General features: G+C 71.6%; 14 protein-coding genes and 4 pseudogenes. 10 read left to right on the top strand and 8 right to left on the bottom strand.

Annotated elements, in window-relative coordinates:
- Positions 1-160 precede the first annotated feature (160 nt).
- From pgm to ACWCQ6_RS16725, 4 genes and pseudogenes are all read left to right on the top strand, one after another.
- Positions 161-1,801: a phosphoglucomutase (alpha-D-glucose-1,6-bisphosphate-dependent) gene (gene pgm, locus ACWCQ6_RS16740; RefSeq protein WP_451089791.1), complete on the top strand. Its 1,641-nt coding sequence runs from the start codon at positions 161-163 to the stop codon at positions 1,799-1,801.
- A 394-nt stretch (positions 1,802-2,195) separates the two neighbouring features.
- Positions 2,196-3,686: pseudogene (locus ACWCQ6_RS16735) on the top strand (SpoIIE family protein phosphatase); the annotation flags it as partial.
- 91 nt (positions 3,687-3,777) lie between these two features.
- The gene (locus tag ACWCQ6_RS16730) at positions 3,778-4,389 is read left to right on the top strand and encodes a TetR/AcrR family transcriptional regulator (RefSeq protein ID WP_451089789.1); all 612 of its coding nucleotides are present in this window, start codon (positions 3,778-3,780) and stop codon (positions 4,387-4,389) included.
- Between the two features lie 65 nt (positions 4,390-4,454).
- Complete coding sequence (locus ACWCQ6_RS16725) at positions 4,455-6,149, top strand: acyl-CoA dehydrogenase family protein (protein WP_451089787.1); 1,695 nt, start codon at positions 4,455-4,457, stop codon at positions 6,147-6,149.
- Positions 6,150-6,324: 175 nt separating this feature from the next.
- On the opposite strand, the pseudogene ACWCQ6_RS16720 reads toward ACWCQ6_RS16725, so the two are convergent.
- The 6 genes and pseudogenes from ACWCQ6_RS16720 to ACWCQ6_RS16695 all read right to left on the bottom strand — a co-directional run.
- A pseudogene (locus ACWCQ6_RS16720) lies at positions 6,325-6,396 on the bottom strand (DUF6629 family protein); the annotation flags it as partial.
- A 78-nt stretch (positions 6,397-6,474) separates the two neighbouring features.
- Complete coding sequence (locus ACWCQ6_RS16715; protein WP_451089785.1) at positions 6,475-7,143, bottom strand: SRPBCC family protein; 669 nt, start codon at positions 7,141-7,143, stop codon at positions 6,475-6,477.
- Positions 7,144-7,171: 28 nt separating this feature from the next.
- A complete protein-coding gene (locus ACWCQ6_RS16710; protein ID WP_451089782.1) occupies positions 7,172-8,317 on the bottom strand; it encodes an XdhC family protein in 1,146 nt (381 codons plus the stop codon).
- Positions 8,310-8,555: pseudogene (locus ACWCQ6_RS16705) on the bottom strand (VWA domain-containing protein); the annotation flags it as partial. The pseudogene ACWCQ6_RS16705 and the gene ACWCQ6_RS16710, both read right to left, overlap by 8 nt.
- A 207-nt stretch (positions 8,556-8,762) precedes the next feature.
- Complete coding sequence (locus tag ACWCQ6_RS16700; protein WP_451089780.1) at positions 8,763-9,284, bottom strand: 2Fe-2S iron-sulfur cluster-binding protein; 522 nt, start codon at positions 9,282-9,284, stop codon at positions 8,763-8,765.
- Positions 9,285-9,299: 15 nt separating this feature from the next.
- The gene (locus ACWCQ6_RS16695; RefSeq protein ID WP_451089778.1) at positions 9,300-9,599 is read right to left on the bottom strand and encodes a DUF1876 domain-containing protein; all 300 of its coding nucleotides are present in this window, start codon (positions 9,597-9,599) and stop codon (positions 9,300-9,302) included.
- 265 nt (positions 9,600-9,864) lie between these two features.
- Between ACWCQ6_RS16695 and ACWCQ6_RS16690 the strand changes: the two are divergent.
- Together ACWCQ6_RS16690 and ACWCQ6_RS16685 are read left to right on the top strand one after the other, a co-directional pair.
- A pseudogene (locus ACWCQ6_RS16690) lies at positions 9,865-10,395 on the top strand (PP2C family protein-serine/threonine phosphatase); the annotation flags it as partial.
- Between the two features lie 503 nt (positions 10,396-10,898).
- Entirely contained in the window at positions 10,899-12,452 is a 1,554-nt protein-coding gene (locus tag ACWCQ6_RS16685; protein WP_451089887.1) for an exopolysaccharide biosynthesis polyprenyl glycosylphosphotransferase, read from the top strand.
- 81 nt (positions 12,453-12,533) lie between these two features.
- Here the strand turns inward: ACWCQ6_RS16685 and ACWCQ6_RS16680 are convergent, their stop codons facing one another.
- On the bottom strand, positions 12,534-13,517 hold the full coding sequence (locus ACWCQ6_RS16680) for a GDP-L-fucose synthase family protein (protein WP_451089776.1): 984 nt from the start codon (positions 13,515-13,517) through the stop codon (positions 12,534-12,536).
- Between the two features lie 128 nt (positions 13,518-13,645).
- Here ACWCQ6_RS16680 and gmd point away from each other — a divergent pair, with 128 nt between their 5' ends.
- From gmd to ACWCQ6_RS16660, 4 genes are all read left to right on the top strand, one after another.
- Positions 13,646-14,659, top strand: a complete 1,014-nt coding sequence (gmd, locus tag ACWCQ6_RS16675; protein ID WP_451089774.1) for a GDP-mannose 4,6-dehydratase — start codon at positions 13,646-13,648, stop codon at positions 14,657-14,659.
- A 94-nt stretch (positions 14,660-14,753) separates the two neighbouring features.
- Positions 14,754-17,012, top strand: coding sequence for a LamG-like jellyroll fold domain-containing protein (locus tag ACWCQ6_RS16670; RefSeq protein ID WP_451089772.1), 2,259 nt, complete (start codon positions 14,754-14,756; stop codon positions 17,010-17,012).
- Positions 17,009-17,704 (top strand): hypothetical protein, encoded by a 696-nt coding sequence (locus ACWCQ6_RS16665; protein WP_451089770.1) that lies wholly within the window; start codon positions 17,009-17,011, stop codon positions 17,702-17,704. The genes ACWCQ6_RS16670 and ACWCQ6_RS16665 overlap by 4 nt, the downstream gene beginning before the upstream one ends.
- Positions 17,701-18,528, top strand: coding sequence for a glycosyltransferase family 2 protein (locus ACWCQ6_RS16660; protein WP_451089768.1), 828 nt, complete (start codon positions 17,701-17,703; stop codon positions 18,526-18,528). The genes ACWCQ6_RS16665 and ACWCQ6_RS16660 overlap by 4 nt, the downstream gene beginning before the upstream one ends.
- On the opposite strand, the gene ACWCQ6_RS16655 is transcribed toward ACWCQ6_RS16660, so the two are convergent.
- Positions 18,500-19,690, bottom strand: coding sequence for a glycosyltransferase (locus ACWCQ6_RS16655; RefSeq protein ID WP_451089766.1), 1,191 nt, complete (start codon positions 19,688-19,690; stop codon positions 18,500-18,502). The genes ACWCQ6_RS16660 and ACWCQ6_RS16655 overlap by 29 nt on opposite strands.
- Between the last annotated feature and the right edge of the window lie 2 nt (positions 19,691-19,692).

Raw genomic sequence — 19,692 nt, 5'->3', positions numbered from 1 at the left:
GGGGGTGAACTGCTCGTGATCGTGGACGAACCTATGCCGGGGCCCGTCGGATCCGCCAGCGGGAATCGGCCCGTCCGGGCGGGGCAGTCGCGAAGCGGCGCGGGCCACCCGCGAAAATGTGACGGGGAAGATCGCAGCGAACGACACGGAGGAGTGGCAGATGCCGCACGAACGAGCTGGGCAGCCGGCCCGGCCGGAGGATCTCATCGATGTGGCCCGGCTGGTGACGGCGTACTACACGCTGCACCCGGACCCGGCCGAGCCGGACCAGCGGGTGGCGTTCGGCACCTCCGGTCACCGCGGGTCGTCCACGGCCACCGCGTTCAACGAGGACCACATCGCTGCCACCAGCCAGGCCATCAGCGAGTACCGGGCGCGCCAGGGCACGGACGGGCCGCTCTTCCTCGGCGCCGACACCCACGCGCTGTCGGCGCCGGCCCGGATCACCGCCGTCGAGGTGTTCGCCGCCAACGACGTGACCGTGCTCATCGATCCGGCCGACGGCTACACTCCGACCCCGGCGGTCTCGCACGCCGTCCTCGGCCACAACCGGGGCCGGAAGGGGCACCTCGCCGACGGTGTGGTGGTCACTCCGTCCCACAACCCGCCCGGCGACGGCGGGTTCAAGTACAACCCGCCGAACGGCGGTCCCGCCGGGTCCGATGCCACCGGCTGGATCCAGGAGCGGGCCAACGAGATCATCGCGGGCGGGATGAGGGACGTGCGCCGGCTGCCGTATGCCCGCGCGCGGGCGGCGTCGACCACCGGGACGTACGACTTCCTCGGCAACTATGTGGCCGACCTGCCGTCCGTACTCGACCTGGACGCGATCCGCATGGCCGAAGTGCGCATCGGCGCCGATCCGTTGGGCGGCGCGTCGGTCGCGTACTGGGGCCGGATCGCCGAGCAGTACCGGCTCGATCTGACGGTGGTCAATCCGCTGACCGACCCCACCTGGCGGTTCATGACGCTGGACTGGGACGGAAAGATCCGGATGGACTGCTCGTCGCCGTACGCGATGGCCTCGCTGATCGGGCAGCGGGAGCGCTACCGGATCGCGACCGGGAACGACGCCGACGCCGACCGGCACGGCATCGTGACCCCGGACGCCGGGCTGATGAACCCGAACCACTACCTCGCCGTCGCCATCGACTACCTGTACGCCCACCGCGAGCAGTGGCCGGCCTCCGCGGGTGTCGGCAAGACGTTGGTCTCGTCGGGCATGATCGACCGGGTCGCCGCAGGTCTCGGCCGTGAACTGGTCGAAGTACCGGTCGGCTTCAAGTGGTTCGTGGACGGTCTGGTCGACGGCTCGCTCGGGTTCGGCGGCGAGGAGTCCGCGGGAGCCTCGTTCCTGCGCCGCGACGGATCGGTGTGGACGACCGACAAGGACGGCATTCTTCTGGCGCTGCTGGCCTCGGAGATCCTCGCGGTGACGGGCAAGTCCCCGTCCGAGCACTACGCGGCGCTCACTGCCCGGTTCGGTGAGCCCGCGTACGCCCGGATCGACGCTCCCGCCGACCGCGAGCAGAAGGCGGTTCTCGCGCGCCTCTCCCCGGAGCAGGTCACGGCCGACACGCTGGCCGGTGAGCCGGTCACGGCCGTGCTGACCGAGGCGCCCGGCAACGGTGCGCCGATCGGCGGCATCAAGGTGACCACCGAGAACGCCTGGTTCGCCGCGCGCCCCTCGGGCACCGAGGACGTGTACAAGATCTACGCGGAGTCGTTCCTGGGCGCCGACCATCTCGGCCGGGTGCAGGAGGAGGCCAGGGCCGTGGTGTCCGCGGCGCTGGAGTCCTGAGCCGGGCCGGGGCGGTCTCCGGGCCGCCCCGGCCGTTCGTGCGGGATCAGACCACGAGGACCGGGGCGGTGCGGACCAGGTGTCCAGCCGCGGATTTCCCCGGCCCGGCTCGTGCGGCAGCGGGCCGTCCGGGCCGATCGCCGCGCCGAGGAACCCCTTGAGTCGCGCCCGGGGCACGCCGGTGGCGGTCGCTGCCCGCAGCACACCGGGCGGGCAGCGGTTCGCCCGTCCGGCGCCCCTCCGGTGGCAGTGTCCGCGCGGTGCGCCGACGCTTGTCCCTACCTGCCGATCCGGGCAGGGGCGGAGCCTGATGGGGTGAGTCCGTGTCGGATGCCGGTGCAGCCCTCCCCGCGCCGGGAGGGGCGGACGGTATGGCCTCGGCGATCCTGCACACCCTGTTCGCCGCGCGGCCCTTCGGGGGCTCGGTGCCGACGGTCACCGGGACGGTCTCGTCGGCGAGATGCGCCGGCTGCCCGCCCGTACGCCCTACGCCCTGGCCGTGTCGGATCTGCGGCCCCGGCTGGTCCGGATCACCGCCCGGACGCCCTGGCTCGGCACGGCCCCCGACAGCGAGCGACTGATCGAGGCGATCGGGGCCCACTCCATGATCGTGGCCCCGCTGAAACTGCACGGCGCGGTCCTCGGTCTGGTCAGCCTCTACCGGTGCCGGGATTCGGAGCCCTTCGAGGAGAGCGATCTCCCGCTGACGCTGACGGCCGCCGCCCATGTCGCCCTCAGCATCGACAACGCACGGCAGTACGAGCGCGACCATGTGATCGCTTCGACGGTTCAGCGCCGGCTCCTTCCGCAACGCGACAGCGACCACGTCGCCGTGGAGACCGCCCACGTCCTGCTGCCCGGACGCAACAACGGCTCCTGGTTCGACACCATCGGTCTCTCCGGCGCCCGTACCGCCCTGGTCGTCGGCGCCGTCGAGGGGCCGGGGCTCCAGACGGCCATCACCATGGGCCAGTTGCGGACCGCCATCCACGCGCTGGCCGGACTCGACCTGGAACCGGACGAGGTGCTGGCCCGGCTGGCCGACACCGCCGCCCGTCTCGCCAGGGACCGGGCGGCGCTCCCGCCCGGGGACCGGCTGCTCGGGCAGTCGCTGACGGCCACCTGCATGTACGCCGTGCACGACCCGTTCTCCGGCACCTGCACCATCGCACGGGCGGGGAACGCGACACCGGGACTGATGGCGCCCGACGGCACCACGACGCCCCTGGACGTCCCCGAGGGCCCCCGGCTCTTCTCCGGCGACAGCGCCCCCTTCGCCACCGCCACCTTCGAACTCGGCGAGGGCAGCGTCCTGGCCTTCTTCTCCGGTGCCCCCATGCCCGAGGGCCGGCAGCCGGCGGGCCCGCGCGAGGAGCCGGCCGGCCCCGGCCGCAGCCTGCAGGACCTGTGCGACGACGTGGTCTACAACCTCCCGGCCGACGCGCACCCCGGGGGCGCCGCCCTGCTCCTCGCCCGGACCGGTGTGGTCCCGCCGGACCGGGTCGCGGCCTGGGAGCTGTCCCCGGACCGGACCACGCCCGGCATCGCCCGCGCACTCGTGCGCGACCGGCTCGACGGCTGGCACCTCGACGAGGAGACGATCGAGGCGACCGAACTCATCGTGAGCGAACTGGTCACCAACGCGGTGTGCCACGGCACCCCTCCCGTGCGGCTGCGGCTGATCCTGGATCGCACGCTCACCTGTGAAGTCCACGACAGCAGCCCGGTCGCACCCCATCTGCACCATGCCCGCACCGTCGACGAGGGCGGACGCGGACTGTTCATCGTCTCCCAGCTCGCTGCCCACTGGGGCACCCGGTACAGCGTCGACGGCAAGACCTTGTGGACCGAGCAGGAGCTCGGGTGCGCCACCGACGTTCCCTGAGCGGGGCGGGACGATTCCGCGACGGGCCATTGCACCCGGCGAACAACAGTGCTTGGCTGAACAGCAGAAGATATGAATCGGGGTTCAGACCATGCCCTACCGACCCACCGCCCGTACGGAGGCGACCCGGCTCGCCCATCGCGAACGGCTGCTCGACGCGGCACGGCAGCTCCTCGCCGAGGGCGGATACCCGGCGGCCAGCATCTCCGCGCTCGCCCGGCGGGCCGGCGTCGCCGCCGGCAGTGTGTACAACCACTTCACCTCCAAGCAGGAGCTGCTCGCCGCCGTCTTCCGGCATGTCGCGGGCCATGAGCTCGGCGCCGTACGAGAGGCGGTGCGGGCACACAGCGGTGCCGGCGAACAGCTGCGGGCGCTCGTCGAGGTCTTCTCGTACCGCGCGCTGCGCAGCCCCCGTACGGCCTGGGCGCTGCTGGCCGAACCGGTCGATCCGCTCGTGGAGGAGGAACGGCTCACCTACCGGCGCGGCTATCACCTGCTCGCCGAGACGGTCATCGTCGCCGGGATCTCCGCCGGTGAACTACCCCCGCAGAACGCCCAGTTGTCGGCCGCCGCTGTGATCGGGGCGGTCGGCGAGGCACTGCTCGGCCCGCTCTCGCCGGTCGGTGCGCGGACCGATCCGGAACCGGTCGTGGAGAGCATCACCGCACTGTGCCTCAGGGCGGTCGGCGCCGAAGGCGCCTGAACACGAGCCGCCCGCCCCGATTCCCCCGCCGCCCCGACCGCCGACCCAGGACAGGACCACCCGCCATGACCGTCACTCAGCACCGGACCGACCTGCCGCCCGGGGCCCCCGCGCCGCATCCCACCCACGAGGTCACCAACCAGGCCCCTCCGCGGAAGGACCTCGACGAGTACGGCACCAACCTGCCACTGGCCGAGGCCGTCCGCACCTTCGACGCGGCCTGGCACGAACCGGAGCTGCACGAGATCGGCACCCTCGTCGGTTCCGAGCACTTCCAGACCGCCGCCGAGCTCGCCCACACCTCGCCGCCCGCCCTGCGCACCCACGACCGGTACGGCAACCGCGTCGACGAGATCGACTTCCACCCCGCGTACCACGAGATCATCGGCGCGGCCGTGAGCCATGGCACGCACACCGCGGGCTGGGCCGACCCGAAGCCCGGGGCGGCCGTGGCGCGGGCGGCGTCGTTCATGCTGTTCGCCCAGATCGAGCCCGGCCACGCCTGCCCGATGTCCATGTCGCATGCCGTGGTCCCGGTCCTGCAGCGCGATCCGGAGGTGGGCCGGGACTGGCTGCCGGGCCTGCTCAGCCGCTCGTACGACCCCCGCCCGATCGCCCCGGGCGAGAAGTCCGGGCTCACCTTCGGCATGGGGATGACGGAGAAGCAGGGCGGCTCCGACGTACGTGCCAACACCACGCGGGCCGTCCCGCTGGGCTCCGGCCCCGAGGGCCGCGCCCATCTGCTGACCGGCCACAAGTGGTTCTTCTCCGCCCCGCAGTCGGACGCCTTCCTGGTGCTGGCCCGGGCCGAGGCCGGGCTCACCTGCTTCCTCGTGCCGCGGGTTCTGGCCGACGGCACCCGCAACACCGTCCGCATCCAGCGGCTGAAGAACAAGCTCGGCAACAAGTCGAACGCCTCCTCCGAGGTGGAGTTCGACGGCACCTGGGCGGTACGGGTCGGCGAGCCCGGCCGCGGCGTCCCGACCATCATCGAGATGGTCAACCACACCCGGCTCGACTGTGTGCTCGGCACCACCGCCGGCATGCGCCAGTCGGTGTCGGAGGCGATCTGGCACGCCCGGCACCGCAGCGCCTTCGGCGCCCGGCTGGCCGACCAGCCGGCCATGACGGCCGTCCTCGCCGACCTGGCGCTGGAGACGGAGGCCGCGACCTGGACCTCGATGCGGCTGGCCCATGCGTACGAGAGCGGCAGCGGCGAGTCCGAGGAGATGTTCCGGCGGCTGGCCACCGCGGTGTCCAAGTACTGGATCTGCAAGCGCGGCCCGCACCACGCCTACGAGGCGCTGGAGTGCCTGGGCGGCAATGGCTACACCGAGGACTGGCCGCTGGCCCGGCGCTACCGCGAGCAACCGGTGATGGCGGTGTGGGAGGGGTCCGGCAACGTCATCGCCCTCGATGTGCTGCGCGGCATCGGAAGGACACCGCAGTCGCTGGGCGCCTTCTGGGCCGAGCTGGAGACCACGGCCGGCGCCAGCTCCGTGCTGGACGCACACGTCCGCCGGGTGCGCCAGGAGCTCACCGAGGACCTGCGCGACCCGCTCGCCGCGCAGACCCGGGCCCGGGCATCGGTCGAGGGCATGGCGCTGGCCCTGCAGGCCTCGCTGATGCTCCGTCATGCGCCCGCGGCCTCGGCCGAGGCATTCGTGGCCGCCCGGCTCGGTGAGGCCCGCGGCCACCAGTACGGCGTCCTGCCGCGCGGCACCGACGCCGCGGCGATCGTGGAGCGGCACTTCGGCTGACCGCCCTGGAGCTGCCGGCCCGGCAGGTGCTGGGGGCACCAACCCCATCGGCCTGCCGCGGCAGGTCCAGTGCCGCGGCAGACGACGTTCGCCCCGTCGCGACGCCCGGCACGCACTCTCGCCGCACCGGGCGAAAGCCCGAGTACGTCCAGTACAAGGGCTTCCGGTGCGTCCTCGCGACGCACACCACCCCGACGGCGGCGATGCCCGCGCCGGCGACGAGGTCGGCGATCGCGCTCCAGCACATGGTGTCCCCGTGACATGGTGTCGCCCGGCGGCGGGGAAGCGGTCGTTTCCGTACGCAACGCTACGGCTCCGGTCGCGGTCATCGGGTGTGACACGTGCGGCACACGCCGCCGCAGCGGCAGCCGCGGCAGCAGCGCCGGGCGAGCAGTACTCCCGGCACGACGAGCGCGGCCGCGATCACCGCCCCCGCGACGCGCCTGACCACCGGGCCGCCCGCCGTGCGCAGCAGATCGATCGGCTCGGCCCCGACCGTCGGCGCGGTGTTGGCCGTGTCGGCGGCGGACTGCGCCGGTGCGGACGGTTCTGCGGCCGAGAGCCGTTGCGCGAGACAGTCCGCGAACCGGCCGACGAGCGCGTCGCTCACATCGCTCATGACACCGCGGCCGAACTGGGCGGGCCGTCCGGTGACGGTCAGATCGGTGGTCACCGAAACGGTCGTCCCGCCGTCGTTGCCGGTCAGTGCGGCGGTCACCGTCGCGCTCGCCGTGCCCTGGCCCCGGACCTCGTTGCCCCGGGCGGACAGGACCATGCGGTGGGCGGCGTCGTCCTTCTCCAGGAAGGTCGCGGTGCCCCGGTACGTCACGGTGATCGGTCCCACCCGTACCTTCACGGAGCCCTTGACGGTGTCACCGTCGAACTCCTCCACGGTCGCGCCCGGCATGCACTGCGAGACGTGTTCGATGTCGAGCAGTGCCCGCCAGGCCTCGTCGACCGGGACCGGCACGGTGAACGAGTTCTGCAGTTGCATGGTCCGCTCCTCTCACTCGTCACAGCGGTCACGAGGACCGCGGGGTCATGGGGCCGGCGCGGTCACCCGGATCCGGCCGCGGGCGGTGGATCGCTCCGGCCGTGTCCGTGAGCGGACTGCCCGTGCCGCCCCAGCGCAGGGCCACGATCTCCGCTGCGATGGAGACGGCCACCTCCTCGGGGGTGCGCGCCCCGATGTCGAGGCCGATGGGGGATCGCAGCCTTGCCAGTTCCGCTTCGCCGAGACCCGTCTCGCGCAGCCGGGCCATGCGGTCCTCGTGGGTCCGGCGGCTTCCCATCACGCCGATGTACGCGGCCGGGGTGCGCAGCGCCACCTCCAGCAGCGGGACATCGAACTTGGGATCGTGGGTGAGTACGCACATCACGGTCCGCCCGTCGGTCTCCGTGTCGCGCAGGTAGCGGTGCGGCCAGTCGACGACGACCTCCGCGCCGTCGGGGAAGCGGCGGGGGTCGGCGAAGGCGGGGCGGGCGTCGCAGACGGTGACCCGGTATCCGAGGAACGCACCGATCCCGGCGACCGCCGCCGCGAAGTCGATGGCGCCGAAGACCAGCATCCGGGGCGGCGGGGCGAATGACTGGAGGAACACGGCGACATCGTCCTCGCGCCGTTCGCCGTTCGGGCCGTAGTGCCGCAACCCCGTTGCCCCCTGGGCGAGTTCACCGCGTGCGTCGGCGGTCACGGCGGCGTCGAGGCCGCTCGCGCCCAGTGACCCCGCAACGGTGTCCGGCCGGACCGCGAGGGAAGCGCCGCGCGGGGCGGGTCCGTCGGTCACGGTGGCGACCACCACCGGGCGGCGCCCGGCGACCGCCGCGGCGACCTCGCCGAAGGTGGGGTCGTCCGCCGCCGTCACCGGGCGCACGAGGAGGGTGATCTCACCGCCGCAGGTGAGCCCGACGGCGAAGGCGTCCTCGTCGCTGTATCCGAAGGTCTCCAGCCGGGCCCGGCCGGTCTCCACCACTTCCTTGGCCAGTTCGAAGACCGCGCCCTCGACGCAGCCGCCGGAGATGCTGCCCACGACCTCGTCGTCCGGGCCCACCGCCATCGCCGCGCCGGGGCCGCGCGGCGCGCTGCGACCGACCGCGACGACGGTGGCGAGCCCGAACGGCTCCCCGGCGGCGTACCAACGGCCGAGGACCGGCAGGATCTCACGCATCGCGGACCACCCCCCGCACCACCGCGGCCGGATGCTCCATGGCCCCCGGGCCGTGCCCTTCGACGAACGCGTCCATGTGCGGCAGCGCCGCCGCCGTGCCCGCCGCGAGCGGAGCGTGACCGGGCTGCGCCTTGCGAGGGTCGGCCCAGACCACGCGGTGCGCCGGCCGGTACAGCCGGCGCAGCCGGACGGCGGGCAGTGCGGGGTCCGCGCGTTCCCAGCCGTCGGAGAGGACGGGCGGCGACTGGGCACGCAGGGTGCCGAGTTCGGGGATCGTGACCGTGCACTCGGAGAGGAGGCGCAGCAGGAACGCCTCGAACTCGTCGTCCGCACGGTCGGCCTCGGCGACGAGGTGGCCCGTTCTCTCCGGACAGGCACGGAACTCGGCCGGTCCGTCCCGCGGACCGGCCGTTCCGTTGGCCCCGGCCACCGGTCGGGTCACCGGTCACTCCGTCCCGGCCGCGGCCGGCACCGCTCGCCGGGTCGGTACCCGTGCGAGGTGTTCGCGGTACTCGGGCGTCGCCGACAGGCCGGAGGCGGGGCGGGTGCCCTCCTTGCGGGGCCGGGAGCGGCCGACCGCGGGGCGTGGCTGCTCGGTGGCGGCCGGACCGGTCATGTCCATGCCTCCTGCCGGGCCGGGTCCGGCGTGGCCGCGGGTTGTCGCCCGTCCGGGCGCCCGGTGTCCGCGGGCAGGGTTGCGGGGGCCCGGCAGCGCTCCTCGGCGGCTGCCGCCAGGACGGCGCGCACGATGTTCTGGTAGCCGGCGCAGCGGCAGAGATCGTACGGAGCAGCTCTCGACGCTTTCGCCGTCGAGTTCGACGGTGCATGCCCCGCAGTTGCTGGTGGCGCAGCCGACGGGGGTGCCGGTGAGGCCCAGGTGGTCCCTGAGGCAGTGGACCAGCAGCAGCCGCGGTTCGACGTCGTCCTCGTACCGAGTGCCGTCCGCCGTCATCGACATGCGGGTCATACGTGCTCCCGGGGATCAGGCCGTGGTGTCGGACCATGCGTAGGGCGGGGCCACGGGGCCGCTCGCGGGTCCGGCGCCCACGGTCTCGAGCTCCTCGTCGGCGGCCTTCATCAGCTGTGCGGCGATGTCCTTCATGGCACGGCTCGCCGCGAGTTCGTCGCCGATCACGGGTACGTCCACGTCCTGCGGGTTGCAGCGGGCGACTCCGTGCCCGGTCAGCTGCGTGGTGCCGGTGTCCAGCACCGCCTCCGCCCTGGTCGTCCCGTCGTCCTCGGTCAGTCCGAGGCGGAGTTTCCACTCCAGCGTGCGGGTCATCGCGCACCTCCTGCGACCGCGTCCGGTCGCGATGCGCCGCCTCGACGCGGTCCTGCCACCAGCATCCACCTGCCCGCGCGGGTTCGCGCGTTCCGGCTCGTTCTGCGGAGATCACACCGCCGAAACAGGATGCGGGATGTCGAATTCCACCGAAGGCGGGCGACGCCCGGCCGTCGCACCGGGATCCGGTCCGTCGGTACCCCGGCCGGCGCCGCCGCGGCAGGCCCTGGTACGCCGGTCGGACGAACGCAGTGCGGAGCGGCCCATGAACCGGCGTCGTCCTCCCCGTTCGGCGAGCGCCGAGGAACTGCTCACCACGCTGCAGCAGCTCACCTCCCGGGCCCGCCGCCAGGTGGAGCTCCATCAGGCGCGGGTGGAACCGGCCGAGGTGCTCCAGCGCGAGATGCTCCCCGCGACGCTGCCCGCCCGCCCCGGGCTCCAGACCGCCGCCCGGTACACGCCGGCCCGCAGTGGGCTCGACATCGGCGGCGACTGGTACGACGGATTCGTGCTGCCGGACGGTGCGCCGGCCTTCGCCATCGGGGACGTACGGGGCCATGACGTCGAGGCCGCCGCGCTCATGGGCCAGGTCCGCATCGCCATGCGGGCGATCGCCTCCACCGCCACGGACCCCGGCGAGGTCGTGGGCCGTGCCGACGACCTGCTGGTCTCGGCGGGCTCCGGCCTCTTCGCGACCTGTACGTTCGTCCGCCTCGACCCGGAGTCCCGGGAGCTGCACAGCGCCCGCGCCGGACATGTCGCCGCGGTGTGGGCCACGGCCGACGGGCGTTCCGGGGCCGACGTGGTGGACCTTCTGGCGCCTGGCAGGACTGCGGCCGCGTGGCCGTCCCGGCCCGAGGACGAACTCGACAGCCGCTGAGCCCATGCGTCCCACTGCCATCACCGCCCAGTGGCTCTCCGCGTCGGCAGACCGCACCGAAACGATCCGGCCACCGGCCGTCACCATTCGTCCGCTTGCTCGTTTGTTGGCCGGGGAAGGCCTCCCGACAGCACATCGTCGCGGACGAACCTGGTGTATGGGCCGAGCAGTTACCGGCGCACATGTCCGCACACAACCCGATTCAGGTGCATTCCAAATGCCAACACTTACCCACAGACCCAGAGATCCGGCGCGGAACGGGACGAGATCCGAGCCAGTGCGCATGTCTGAACTTCACGAGAACTCCAGCGAAATGGCACGTGTGTGGATATCGTGCACCGAGCGAGGGCGCATCCGTCAGTCCACGAGATCGACGGATGCGCCCCGTTTATGACGATGCAACTGTGACTGGGGGGTTCATGGGGCATGTCGAGCTACCCGATTCGGACAGATCAGCGCTCGTGGGACTGGCGGGGGCGCCACGGCCGCAGTCTGTTGCGAACCGGCCTCGCGGCAACGAACTCGACGAACTGTGGAGGGCACCGAGCGCACAGCGCGAACGTTGCGTACCGGCCGCCACGAAGAGAAGGACGGCCCGGTGCATGCCGGTCGTCGTCGGAGCCGAACTCCTCGGCCTCGGAGTTCCGGCCTGGCTCCTGCTGCACACCGACGGGCAGTCCCGGGCCTCGACCGCCGCGGCGGGCGTTCTGGCCGCACTGGTGTGGTCCGGTCTGCGGGCCGTGCGCGGCCGGTACTCGGACCGGCATCCGGGCGGACCGCCGGGGGTGCTGACCACGACCGCCGACTGGCTGCTGCTCCTGGGCGTACTGGCCGTGCTGTGCACCGTGACCGGCGATCCGACCGACCCCGCGACGGCGGTCGTGGCCCTGCTGCCCGGCCTGCCGGCGGGGATCGCGGCGCAGGCGCTGCGACGGCTGCCGTGGCCGGGGCGCCGACGGCAGGCGGTCCGGCGGGTGCTGGTGGTCGGCGAAGCTCCGGGAATGGAACGCGCCGTGCGGCTGCTCGCGTCCCGTACGGACCATCCGTACGCGGTCGTGGCCGCGGTCCCGGTGGGGACGATGCCACTGGAGTGCGGGATCCCGGTGCCGGGCCGGCTCGCGCCGGCACCCGCCGACGACGACGTGTCGACCGTCCTGGGCGGGGCCTTCGCCCAGGACGCGGACCTGGCGCTGGTGGTTCCCGGGCCGCAGCTCTCCGGGGAACGGCTGCGCCGGCTCTCCTGGGGGCTGCACGACGGCGGGCTCCCGCTCTCCGTGCTGTCCGAGCTCTCGGGCATCGCGGCCGGCCGGGTACAGCCCACCGCCGCGGCCGGGCTCACCCTGCTCCATATCGCGCCACCGCTGCGCCGGGGGCCGCAGCCGGTCCTGAAGGCCGTCGTGGACCGGGCCGGCGCCGCCCTCGGCCTGCTGGCCCTGGCACCCCTGCTCGTCCTGATAGGGGCGGCGGTGCGGCTCGGCTCGGACGGGCCGGTGTTCCACCGCCAGACCCGCCACGGGCAGCACAACCGGCCATTTACGATGTGGAAGTTCCGCACCATGGTGGCCGACGCCGAGAGCCAGCGGGAACGGCTCGCCGCCGCGAACGAGATCGACGGCCCGATGTTCAAGATGCGCCGCGATCCCCGGGTCACCGGAATCGGCCGTCTGCTGCGCCGGACCTCCCTCGACGAGCTTCCGCAACTCCTCAATGTGCTCCGTGGCGAGATGTCACTGGTCGGTCCACGCCCTCCGCTGCCGGAGGAGGTGTCCCGCTATGACGAGCGCGAGCTGCGGCGGCTCGCGGTGAAACCGGGACTGACCGGTCTGTGGCAGGTCAGCGGGCGCTCGGACCTGTCCTGGCAGGAGACGGTCTCGCTGGATCTGTGGTACGTCGACAACTGGTCGGTGGCCACGGACATGGGACTCATGGCCCGTACCCTGCGTGCCGTCACCGACGGCCGCGGGGCGTACTGAGAGTGGCGGCCGTCGATGGGAGGAGTACCGAAGCTTTCGGCATGCGCGCCCTGGCCGTGCCACCCGGCTGGTCGGGCCCGCTCAGAGCTGTGCGGGCCGCTGCTCCAGCCACCACGCGTAGGTCGCGGCGATCCCGTCACGCAGCGCGATCCGCGGCGCGAAGCCGAGCGCGGTGAGCCGGGAGATGTCGAGCAGTTTGCGCGGGGCACCGTCCGGCTTCGTCGCGTCCCATTCGACTGTTCCATGAAACTCCGTCACATTCCGTACAACATTAGCGAGTTCACGTATCGTCAGGTCGCTTCCGCAGCCGATGTTGACCGGATCGTCACCGTCGTAGCGCTCCAGCAGCAGAAGGCACGCGGCGGCCAGATCGTCGACGTGCAGGAATTCCCGGCGCGGGCTCCCCGAGCCCCACAGCGTCACCGCGGACGAGCCGTCCCGGTGCGCCTCGTGGAAGCGGCGAATGAGCGCGGGCAGTACGTGCGAGGTCTGCGGGTCGAAGTTGTCGCCCGGACCGTAGAGGTTGGTGGGCATGGCGCTGATGTACGAGGCGCCGTACTGCCGGCGGTAGGACCGTGTCTGCACGATTCCGGCGATCTTGGCCATCGCGTACGCCTCGTTGGTCGGCTCCAACTCGCCGGTGAGGAGGGCGCTTTCGGGGATCGGCTGCGGGGCGAGCCGCGGATAGATGCAGGACGAGCCGAGGAAGAGCAGCCGCTCGACCCCGGCCGCGTGCGCCCCGGCGACAACGCTCAGCTGGATGCGCAGATTGTCCTCGAGGAACTGCACCGGGTAGGTGCTGTTGGCCATGATCCCGCCGACCTTCGCGGCGGCCAGCACCACGGCGTCCGGACGTACCTCGCGCAGGAACGCCTCGGTCCGCCCGGCGTCGCGCAGATCGAGGTGTGCGCGATCGCGGGTGACCACCTCGTACCCCTCGGCGGTGAGGCGGCGCACCAGCGCCGAACCGACGAGGCCGCGGTGGCCGGCGACGAAGACGCGGGCACCGGATCGCAGGAGGGGGCGGACGGATTCCTGGGGCGGGCCGGGGAGATCAGTCGTCATGGGCCGGATTCTGCCAGCACCCGCAGCCCGCGGTGATGTCTTACCGCAAACGGCTCAATTCAGCTATTTCAGCGGGGAGTATTCGGTGCGGAACAACTGCCGCTCAGATGACCAGAGAAGGGGGAGCCGTGGCGAAGACCGCGCTCATCACCGGTGTGACCGGACAGGACGGTTCCTATCTGTCCGAGCTGCTGCTCGACAAGGGGTACACGGTCCATGGGCTGATACGGCGCTCGTCGAGCTTCAACACCGAGCGCATAGACCACATATACCAGGGGCCGGAGGAGGAGAACCGTTCGTTTCTGCTGCACCATGCCGACCTCGCCGACGGTGTCGCGCTGGTGAATCTGCTGCGCGACATCAAGCCGGACGAGGTCTACAACCTGGGCGCGCAGTCGCATGTCCGCGTCTCGTTCGACGCTCCGCTGTACACGGGTGACATCACCGGGCTCGGCACGATCCGGCTGCTGGAGGCGGTCCGCGCGAGCGGGATCGACACCCGTGTCTATCAGGCCTCGTCGTCCGAGATGTTCGGCGCCAACCCTCCGCCGCAGAACGAACGGACCCCGTTCCATCCGCGGAGCCCGTACAGCGTCGCCAAGGTCTACTCGTACTGGTCCACCGTCAACTACCGTGAGGCATATGGCATGTTCGCGGTCAACGGGATTCTCTTCAACCACGAGTCCCCGCGCCGCGGCGAGACCTTCGTGACCCGGAAGATCACTCGCGGGGTGGCCAGGATCAAGGCGGGCCTGCAGACCCATCTCCACCTGGGCAATCTCGATGCCGTACGCGACTGGGGGTACGCCCCCGAGTACGTCGAGGCGATGTGGCGGATGCTCCAGTGCGACACCCCGGACGACTATGTGGTCGCCACCGGCGAGGGTGTCAGCGTCCGGCAGTTCCTGGAGTACGCCTTCGCGCACGCGGGACTGGACTGGCGCGAGCACGTCCGCTACGACGCCAAGTACGAACGCCCGAGCGAGGTCGATGCGTTGATCGGAGACGCCACCAAGGCCGAGGAACTGCTCGGCTGGAAACCGGTCGTGAGATCGCGGGAGCTCGCCGGAATCATGGTCGAGGCGGACATCCGCCAATTGTCCGACCAACTCGCCGGTACGGCCGTGCGGGTGGACCGATGAAATCGCCCAAGACCACGGCCGGGTCCACCGCACTCCCGGTGGACCCGGGCGCCGCGACCGGCCGGCCGCGGCAATTCCTCACCTTCGGAGCTGAATGATGAACCCAACCAAGGGGCGCGGACACCCCGGGCACGGCCGGGTGCGTGCCGCTGCCGCCGCGCTCTGCCTGCTCGCCGGAGCACTGACCGCCGCCGCTTCCGGGGGCTCCCCGGCCGAGGCCCTCACCCCGCCGGTCTCCCTGACCGCGGACGACCTCACCACCTGGCAGACCAATGGAATCGTCTGGTCGATGGCCGGATCGGACGCGGGTGTCGTCTACACCGGCGGCACCTTCTCCACCGTCCGGCCGCCGGACGCGGCCCCCGGCACCTCGGAACGGCCCGCGGTGAACTTCGCCGCCTTCGACGCGGCGACCGGTGCGCCGACCGGTTGCAGTCTGTCGTTCACGCTCTCCTCAGGCACGGCGACCGTCCGGGCCCTGGCGCTCTCGCCCGACCAGAAGACCCTTTATGTGGGAGGCCGGTTCGGGTCGGTGAGCGGCGTCGGGGTGAGCAATGTCGCCGCGATCGACACCGCCACCTGCACCCCGCGCCAGGACTTCAAGGTCGCCGTCTCCGCGACGGTTCGGGCCCTCGCCGTCACCGCCGACACCGTATACCTGGGCGGTGACTTCAACTCGGTGGCCGGACAGACCAGGAACAAGTTCGCCGCGGTCACCACGGGCGCAGCCCTGAAGCCGTGGAAGGCCGACGCCGATGAGGTGGGCCGGGCCGTCGAGCTGACACCCGACGGAACGCACGTACTACTCGGCGGCAACTTCTTCACGGTCAACGGCACCACGTCGCATGCCCTGGCGGTGGTGGACGCCACGACCGGATCCGTGACCAAGAGCTATCCGGCCGGGTTCATCCCCAACACCTCCACGGTGCAGGACCTGACCACGGACGCCACCGGCTTCTACACCGCCAACGAGGGCACCGGCGGGGGTGTCTTCGACGGCCGGATCGCGCTGAACCTGAGCAACTTCGAACAGCGCTGGCGGGACACCTGCCTCGGTGCCACCCAGGCGGTCCTCGTGCACAAGGGCGTGCTGTACAGCGGGAGTCACGCCCATGACTGCGCCACCATGGGCGAGTTCCCGAACCAGCCGCGCAAACATCTGCTGGCCCAGTCCGTCGACGATCCGAAACTGCTCCCCTGGTTCCCGGACACCAACGACGGGATCGGGGAGCCGGTCGGGCCGCGGGTGATGGCGCAGGCCGGCAAGGGGGGCCATCACTATCTGTGGGTCGGCGGCGAGTTCACCACCGTCAACGGCGCAGCCCAGCAAGGCCTGACCCGGTTCGCCGACGGCCCCGACACCGGGGCTCCGTGGGTGCCCAACGTCAGCGTGTCGACGGTCGCCGCAGGCAAGGTGGAGGTCAACTGGCAGGCGAGCTTCGACACCGACGACGGCGAACTCACCTACCGGATCTACCGGGACGGCGCGAGCACCCCGGTGTACACCACGACGGGTCGCTCGATGTTCTGGGACCGGCCGCAGCTGAGGTGGACCGACACGGACGTGGCCACGGGCGAGACCCACTCGTACCGGATCAGTGCGAGCGACGGCACCAACACCAGTGCCAAGTCGGCAGCCGTCACCGCGACCGTGGCATCCGCGGCCGAGAAGTATCCCGCCAAGGTACTCGCGGACGGTGCCTCGCTCTACTGGCGTTACGACGACCCCTCGACCTTCGCGGGCGACACCGGCGGCGGGCAGAACAACGGCTTCGCACGCAACTCCCCCACCCGGCTGCTGACCCCGGCCGCTGTCGCAGGTCCCTCGACCGCGATCGGGCTCAACGGCTCGAACCAGTACGTCTACAGCAACAAGCGCCATCCGCAGCCGACCAGATTCTCGGTGGAGACCTGGATCAGGACGACGACGACCAAGGGCGGGAAGATCATCGGCTTCGGCAGTCTGACCATGCAGAACAGCACCCAGTACGACAAGCACGTATACATGCGCGACGACGGCCGACTGGTCTTCGGGGTGAAGAGCGGCAGCACCCGGACCATCACCACACCCACCGCCTACAACAACGGCGCCTGGCACCACGTCGTCGCCACACAGGGCACCGGCGGCATGGCACTGTACGTCGACGGCAAGCTCAGCGCCTCGACCGCCCTGTACACCGGCAACGAGAAGTACGACGGCTACTGGCGGGTGGGCGGGGACAACATGAACGGCTGGCCCAGCAGGCCGACGAGCGACTTCTTCGCCGGGCAGATCGACGAGACCGCCGTCTACCCGACCGCGCTGAGCAGCGCGCAGATCAGTGCCCACTACGCGCTGAGGACAGCCGGATGAGGAATCTGTTCCGGGCCGGTGCCGCCGTCGTCGCACTGACGGCGGCACTGGCCGCCTGCGGCTCGCCCTCCGGCGGAGACAAGGGGGCGGACGGCGCCGGGCCGTCCGCGGTGCGGGCCCCGCTCACTGCCCCGTCGGCCGGGCCCGGCACCACCGGACCCGGTGGCTCCCCGGCTCCGCACACGAGTGAGCCGCCGAAGCTTCCCTCCGATGAACTCACCCCGGCCACCGGTTCGTTCACCCGGAGGCAGAAGGATTATCTGGTCGACCGGGTGCCCAGGGGCATGGACCCGGCGGCCGTGCTCCAGACCGGCCAGGAGACCTGCGACCGGCTGGATTTCCTGGTCAAGGCCGACCGGGACGTGGCGGTCGGCGCGATCGTGACCGGTGAGATCGCGGATGCCGAGCCGGCCGTCGAGCACCTCTGCACCCGGCACCGGGACCTGCTGCGGGAGGCCGCCCTCGGGTACGCGGACGGCACGTACAAGGGCGAGCGGCTCCGGCCGGGCCGCTACCACGACGTCTCCCCCACCGGGAACTGCACCTGGCGGATCACCGGGGCCGACGGCAAGTCCCTGTCCTCCGGCTCCGCCTCCGCCGGGAAGCGGGCCGCGATCACGGTCCCCGAGGAGGCCCGCGCCTTCACCTCCACAGGCTGCTACGCCTGGCTGCCCGAAGGAGACCTCGGATGAGCAAGCTGCCGATCGCCGTGGTGATCCCCACGAGGAACGAGGCGCTCAACATCGCCGAGGCGGTGAAGTCGGTGCTCGGCCATTTCGAGGCGGTCGTCGTGGTCGACTCGCACAGCACGGACGACACGGCGAAGATCGCCGAGGACTGCGGGGCCGAGGTGGTCACGTACACCTGGGACGGCGGTCATCCGCGCAAGAAGCAGTGGTGTCTGGACCATGTCCGCACGGATCTGGACTGGATCCTGCTGCTCGACGGGGACGAGCGGATCGGTCCCGGTCTGCTGGCCGAGCTGCGGCAGATCTTCGCCGACCCCGGCACGCCGAAGCCCGCCGCGTACGACATCCCGCTCGGCTACTGGTTCTGCGGGAAGCGGCTGCGGCACGGGTACACCATCCGCAAGCGGTCGCTGACCGACCGGACCCGCTGCCGGTACCCGGAGGTGGGGGATCTCGACGCGCCGGGAATCGGTGAGGTCGAGGGCCACTACCAGCCGGTCGCCGAGTCGGTCCGGTCGCTCCGCAATCCGATCGAGCACCAGGATCTCGACCCGGTCACCGCCTGGTTCGAGCGCCACAACCGCTACTCGGACTGGGAGGCGTGGCTGGAGCACCACCCCGAGGTCAAGGAGCAGGTACGGAGGGTGAAGTCGCGCCAGGGGCAGCTGTTCCACAAGGCACCGTTCAAGCCGCTGGTGTCGTTCGCCTACATGTATCTGTACCGGCGGGGGTTCCTCGACGGGCGGGCGGGTTTCGACTTCGCGCTGGCGATGAGCTTCTACCGCTGGCAGATCGCGCTCAAGTCCCGTGAGGGGAGGACGATGTGAGCTTACGGGCTCTTCGGCGGACCACGCCCTCGTAGGTCCGCCGGAGGGCAGCGGTCACGGCTTCGATGGTGAAGCTCTCGTTGACCAGGTCCCAAGCAGCCTTGCCGGCCTTGGAGTTGGCCTCCGGCTCGAGGAGTTCCAGGACGGCGGCGGCGACCTTGCGCGCGTTCTCCCCGTCCTCGCCGACCCGGCTGTCGATCACCCGGCCCGCGCCCGCGCGCGCCACATCGGGGCCGAGTCCGCAGGTGCGGGTGATGACCACAGGGGTGCCGACGGACATCGCTTCGAGGACGGACACGCCCAGGGGTTCCTCGATCGACGGCAGTACGTACACATCGGCCTGCCGCCCCGCCGCCAGGACCTCTTCGTGACCGAGCGGGCCCACATGGTCGAGCGATCCCATCACCCCGAGTCGGCGGGCGAGTTCGAGGGTCGCGGGCAGCGCGCCGGTGTCGGGGCCGGCCAGCACGAAGCGGGCGTCCGGGTGCTCGGCCAGAACCGCCGGCATCGCGGCGACGAAGTCCTCCGGGCGCTTGCGCTCCTGGATCCGGGCGAGGAAGAGGACCGTCGGCGCCCGCCCCGGCTCCCGGGCGGGCTTGATCCTCTGCGGGCGTACGCCGTTGACGAGCCGTACGGTGCGGGTCAGCGGGACCGGCGCGGCGACCGCGTTCACATCGAGGCGCTCGGTCTCGGTGAGGTGCAGTACGGCGTCGGCCCCGCGCAGCACCCTGCGTACCCCCAGCAGGTCCGTCAGCCGGGCGACCCGGTTCTCGGTGGGATCCACCATGCCGTGGGTCTGGAGGACCAGGGGTGTGCCGGAGGCCAGCGCGAGCAGCGCGGCGGGCAGTGTCACCAGGTCGCGCATGAGATGGACGTGGACGATGTCGGCGCCGCGCATCATCCGGCGCGCGGCGAGCAGGAGCGCACCGGAGGTGATCCCGCTGACCTCGAACGCGGGGAGCAGATGGCGGGCCCGGAAGAGACGGGCCGGCACTCCCTCGACCTGGCGTGGGAGGGGGCCCTCGAATCCGTCGCCGAGCGCCATGATCCTGGCATCGTCACCGGCGGCCCTCTGGACCTTCGACAGATTGAGCGCCACTCTGGTCGGGCCGCCGAACGCATGGTCCGGGGTGTGCAGTGTGACGACGTGCAGGATCTTCACCA

Source organism: Streptomyces sp. NPDC001880 (assembly GCF_053594575.1).
The sequence above is the reverse complement of the archived record's forward strand: the minus strand, read 5'-3'. Positions and strand labels throughout refer to the sequence as shown.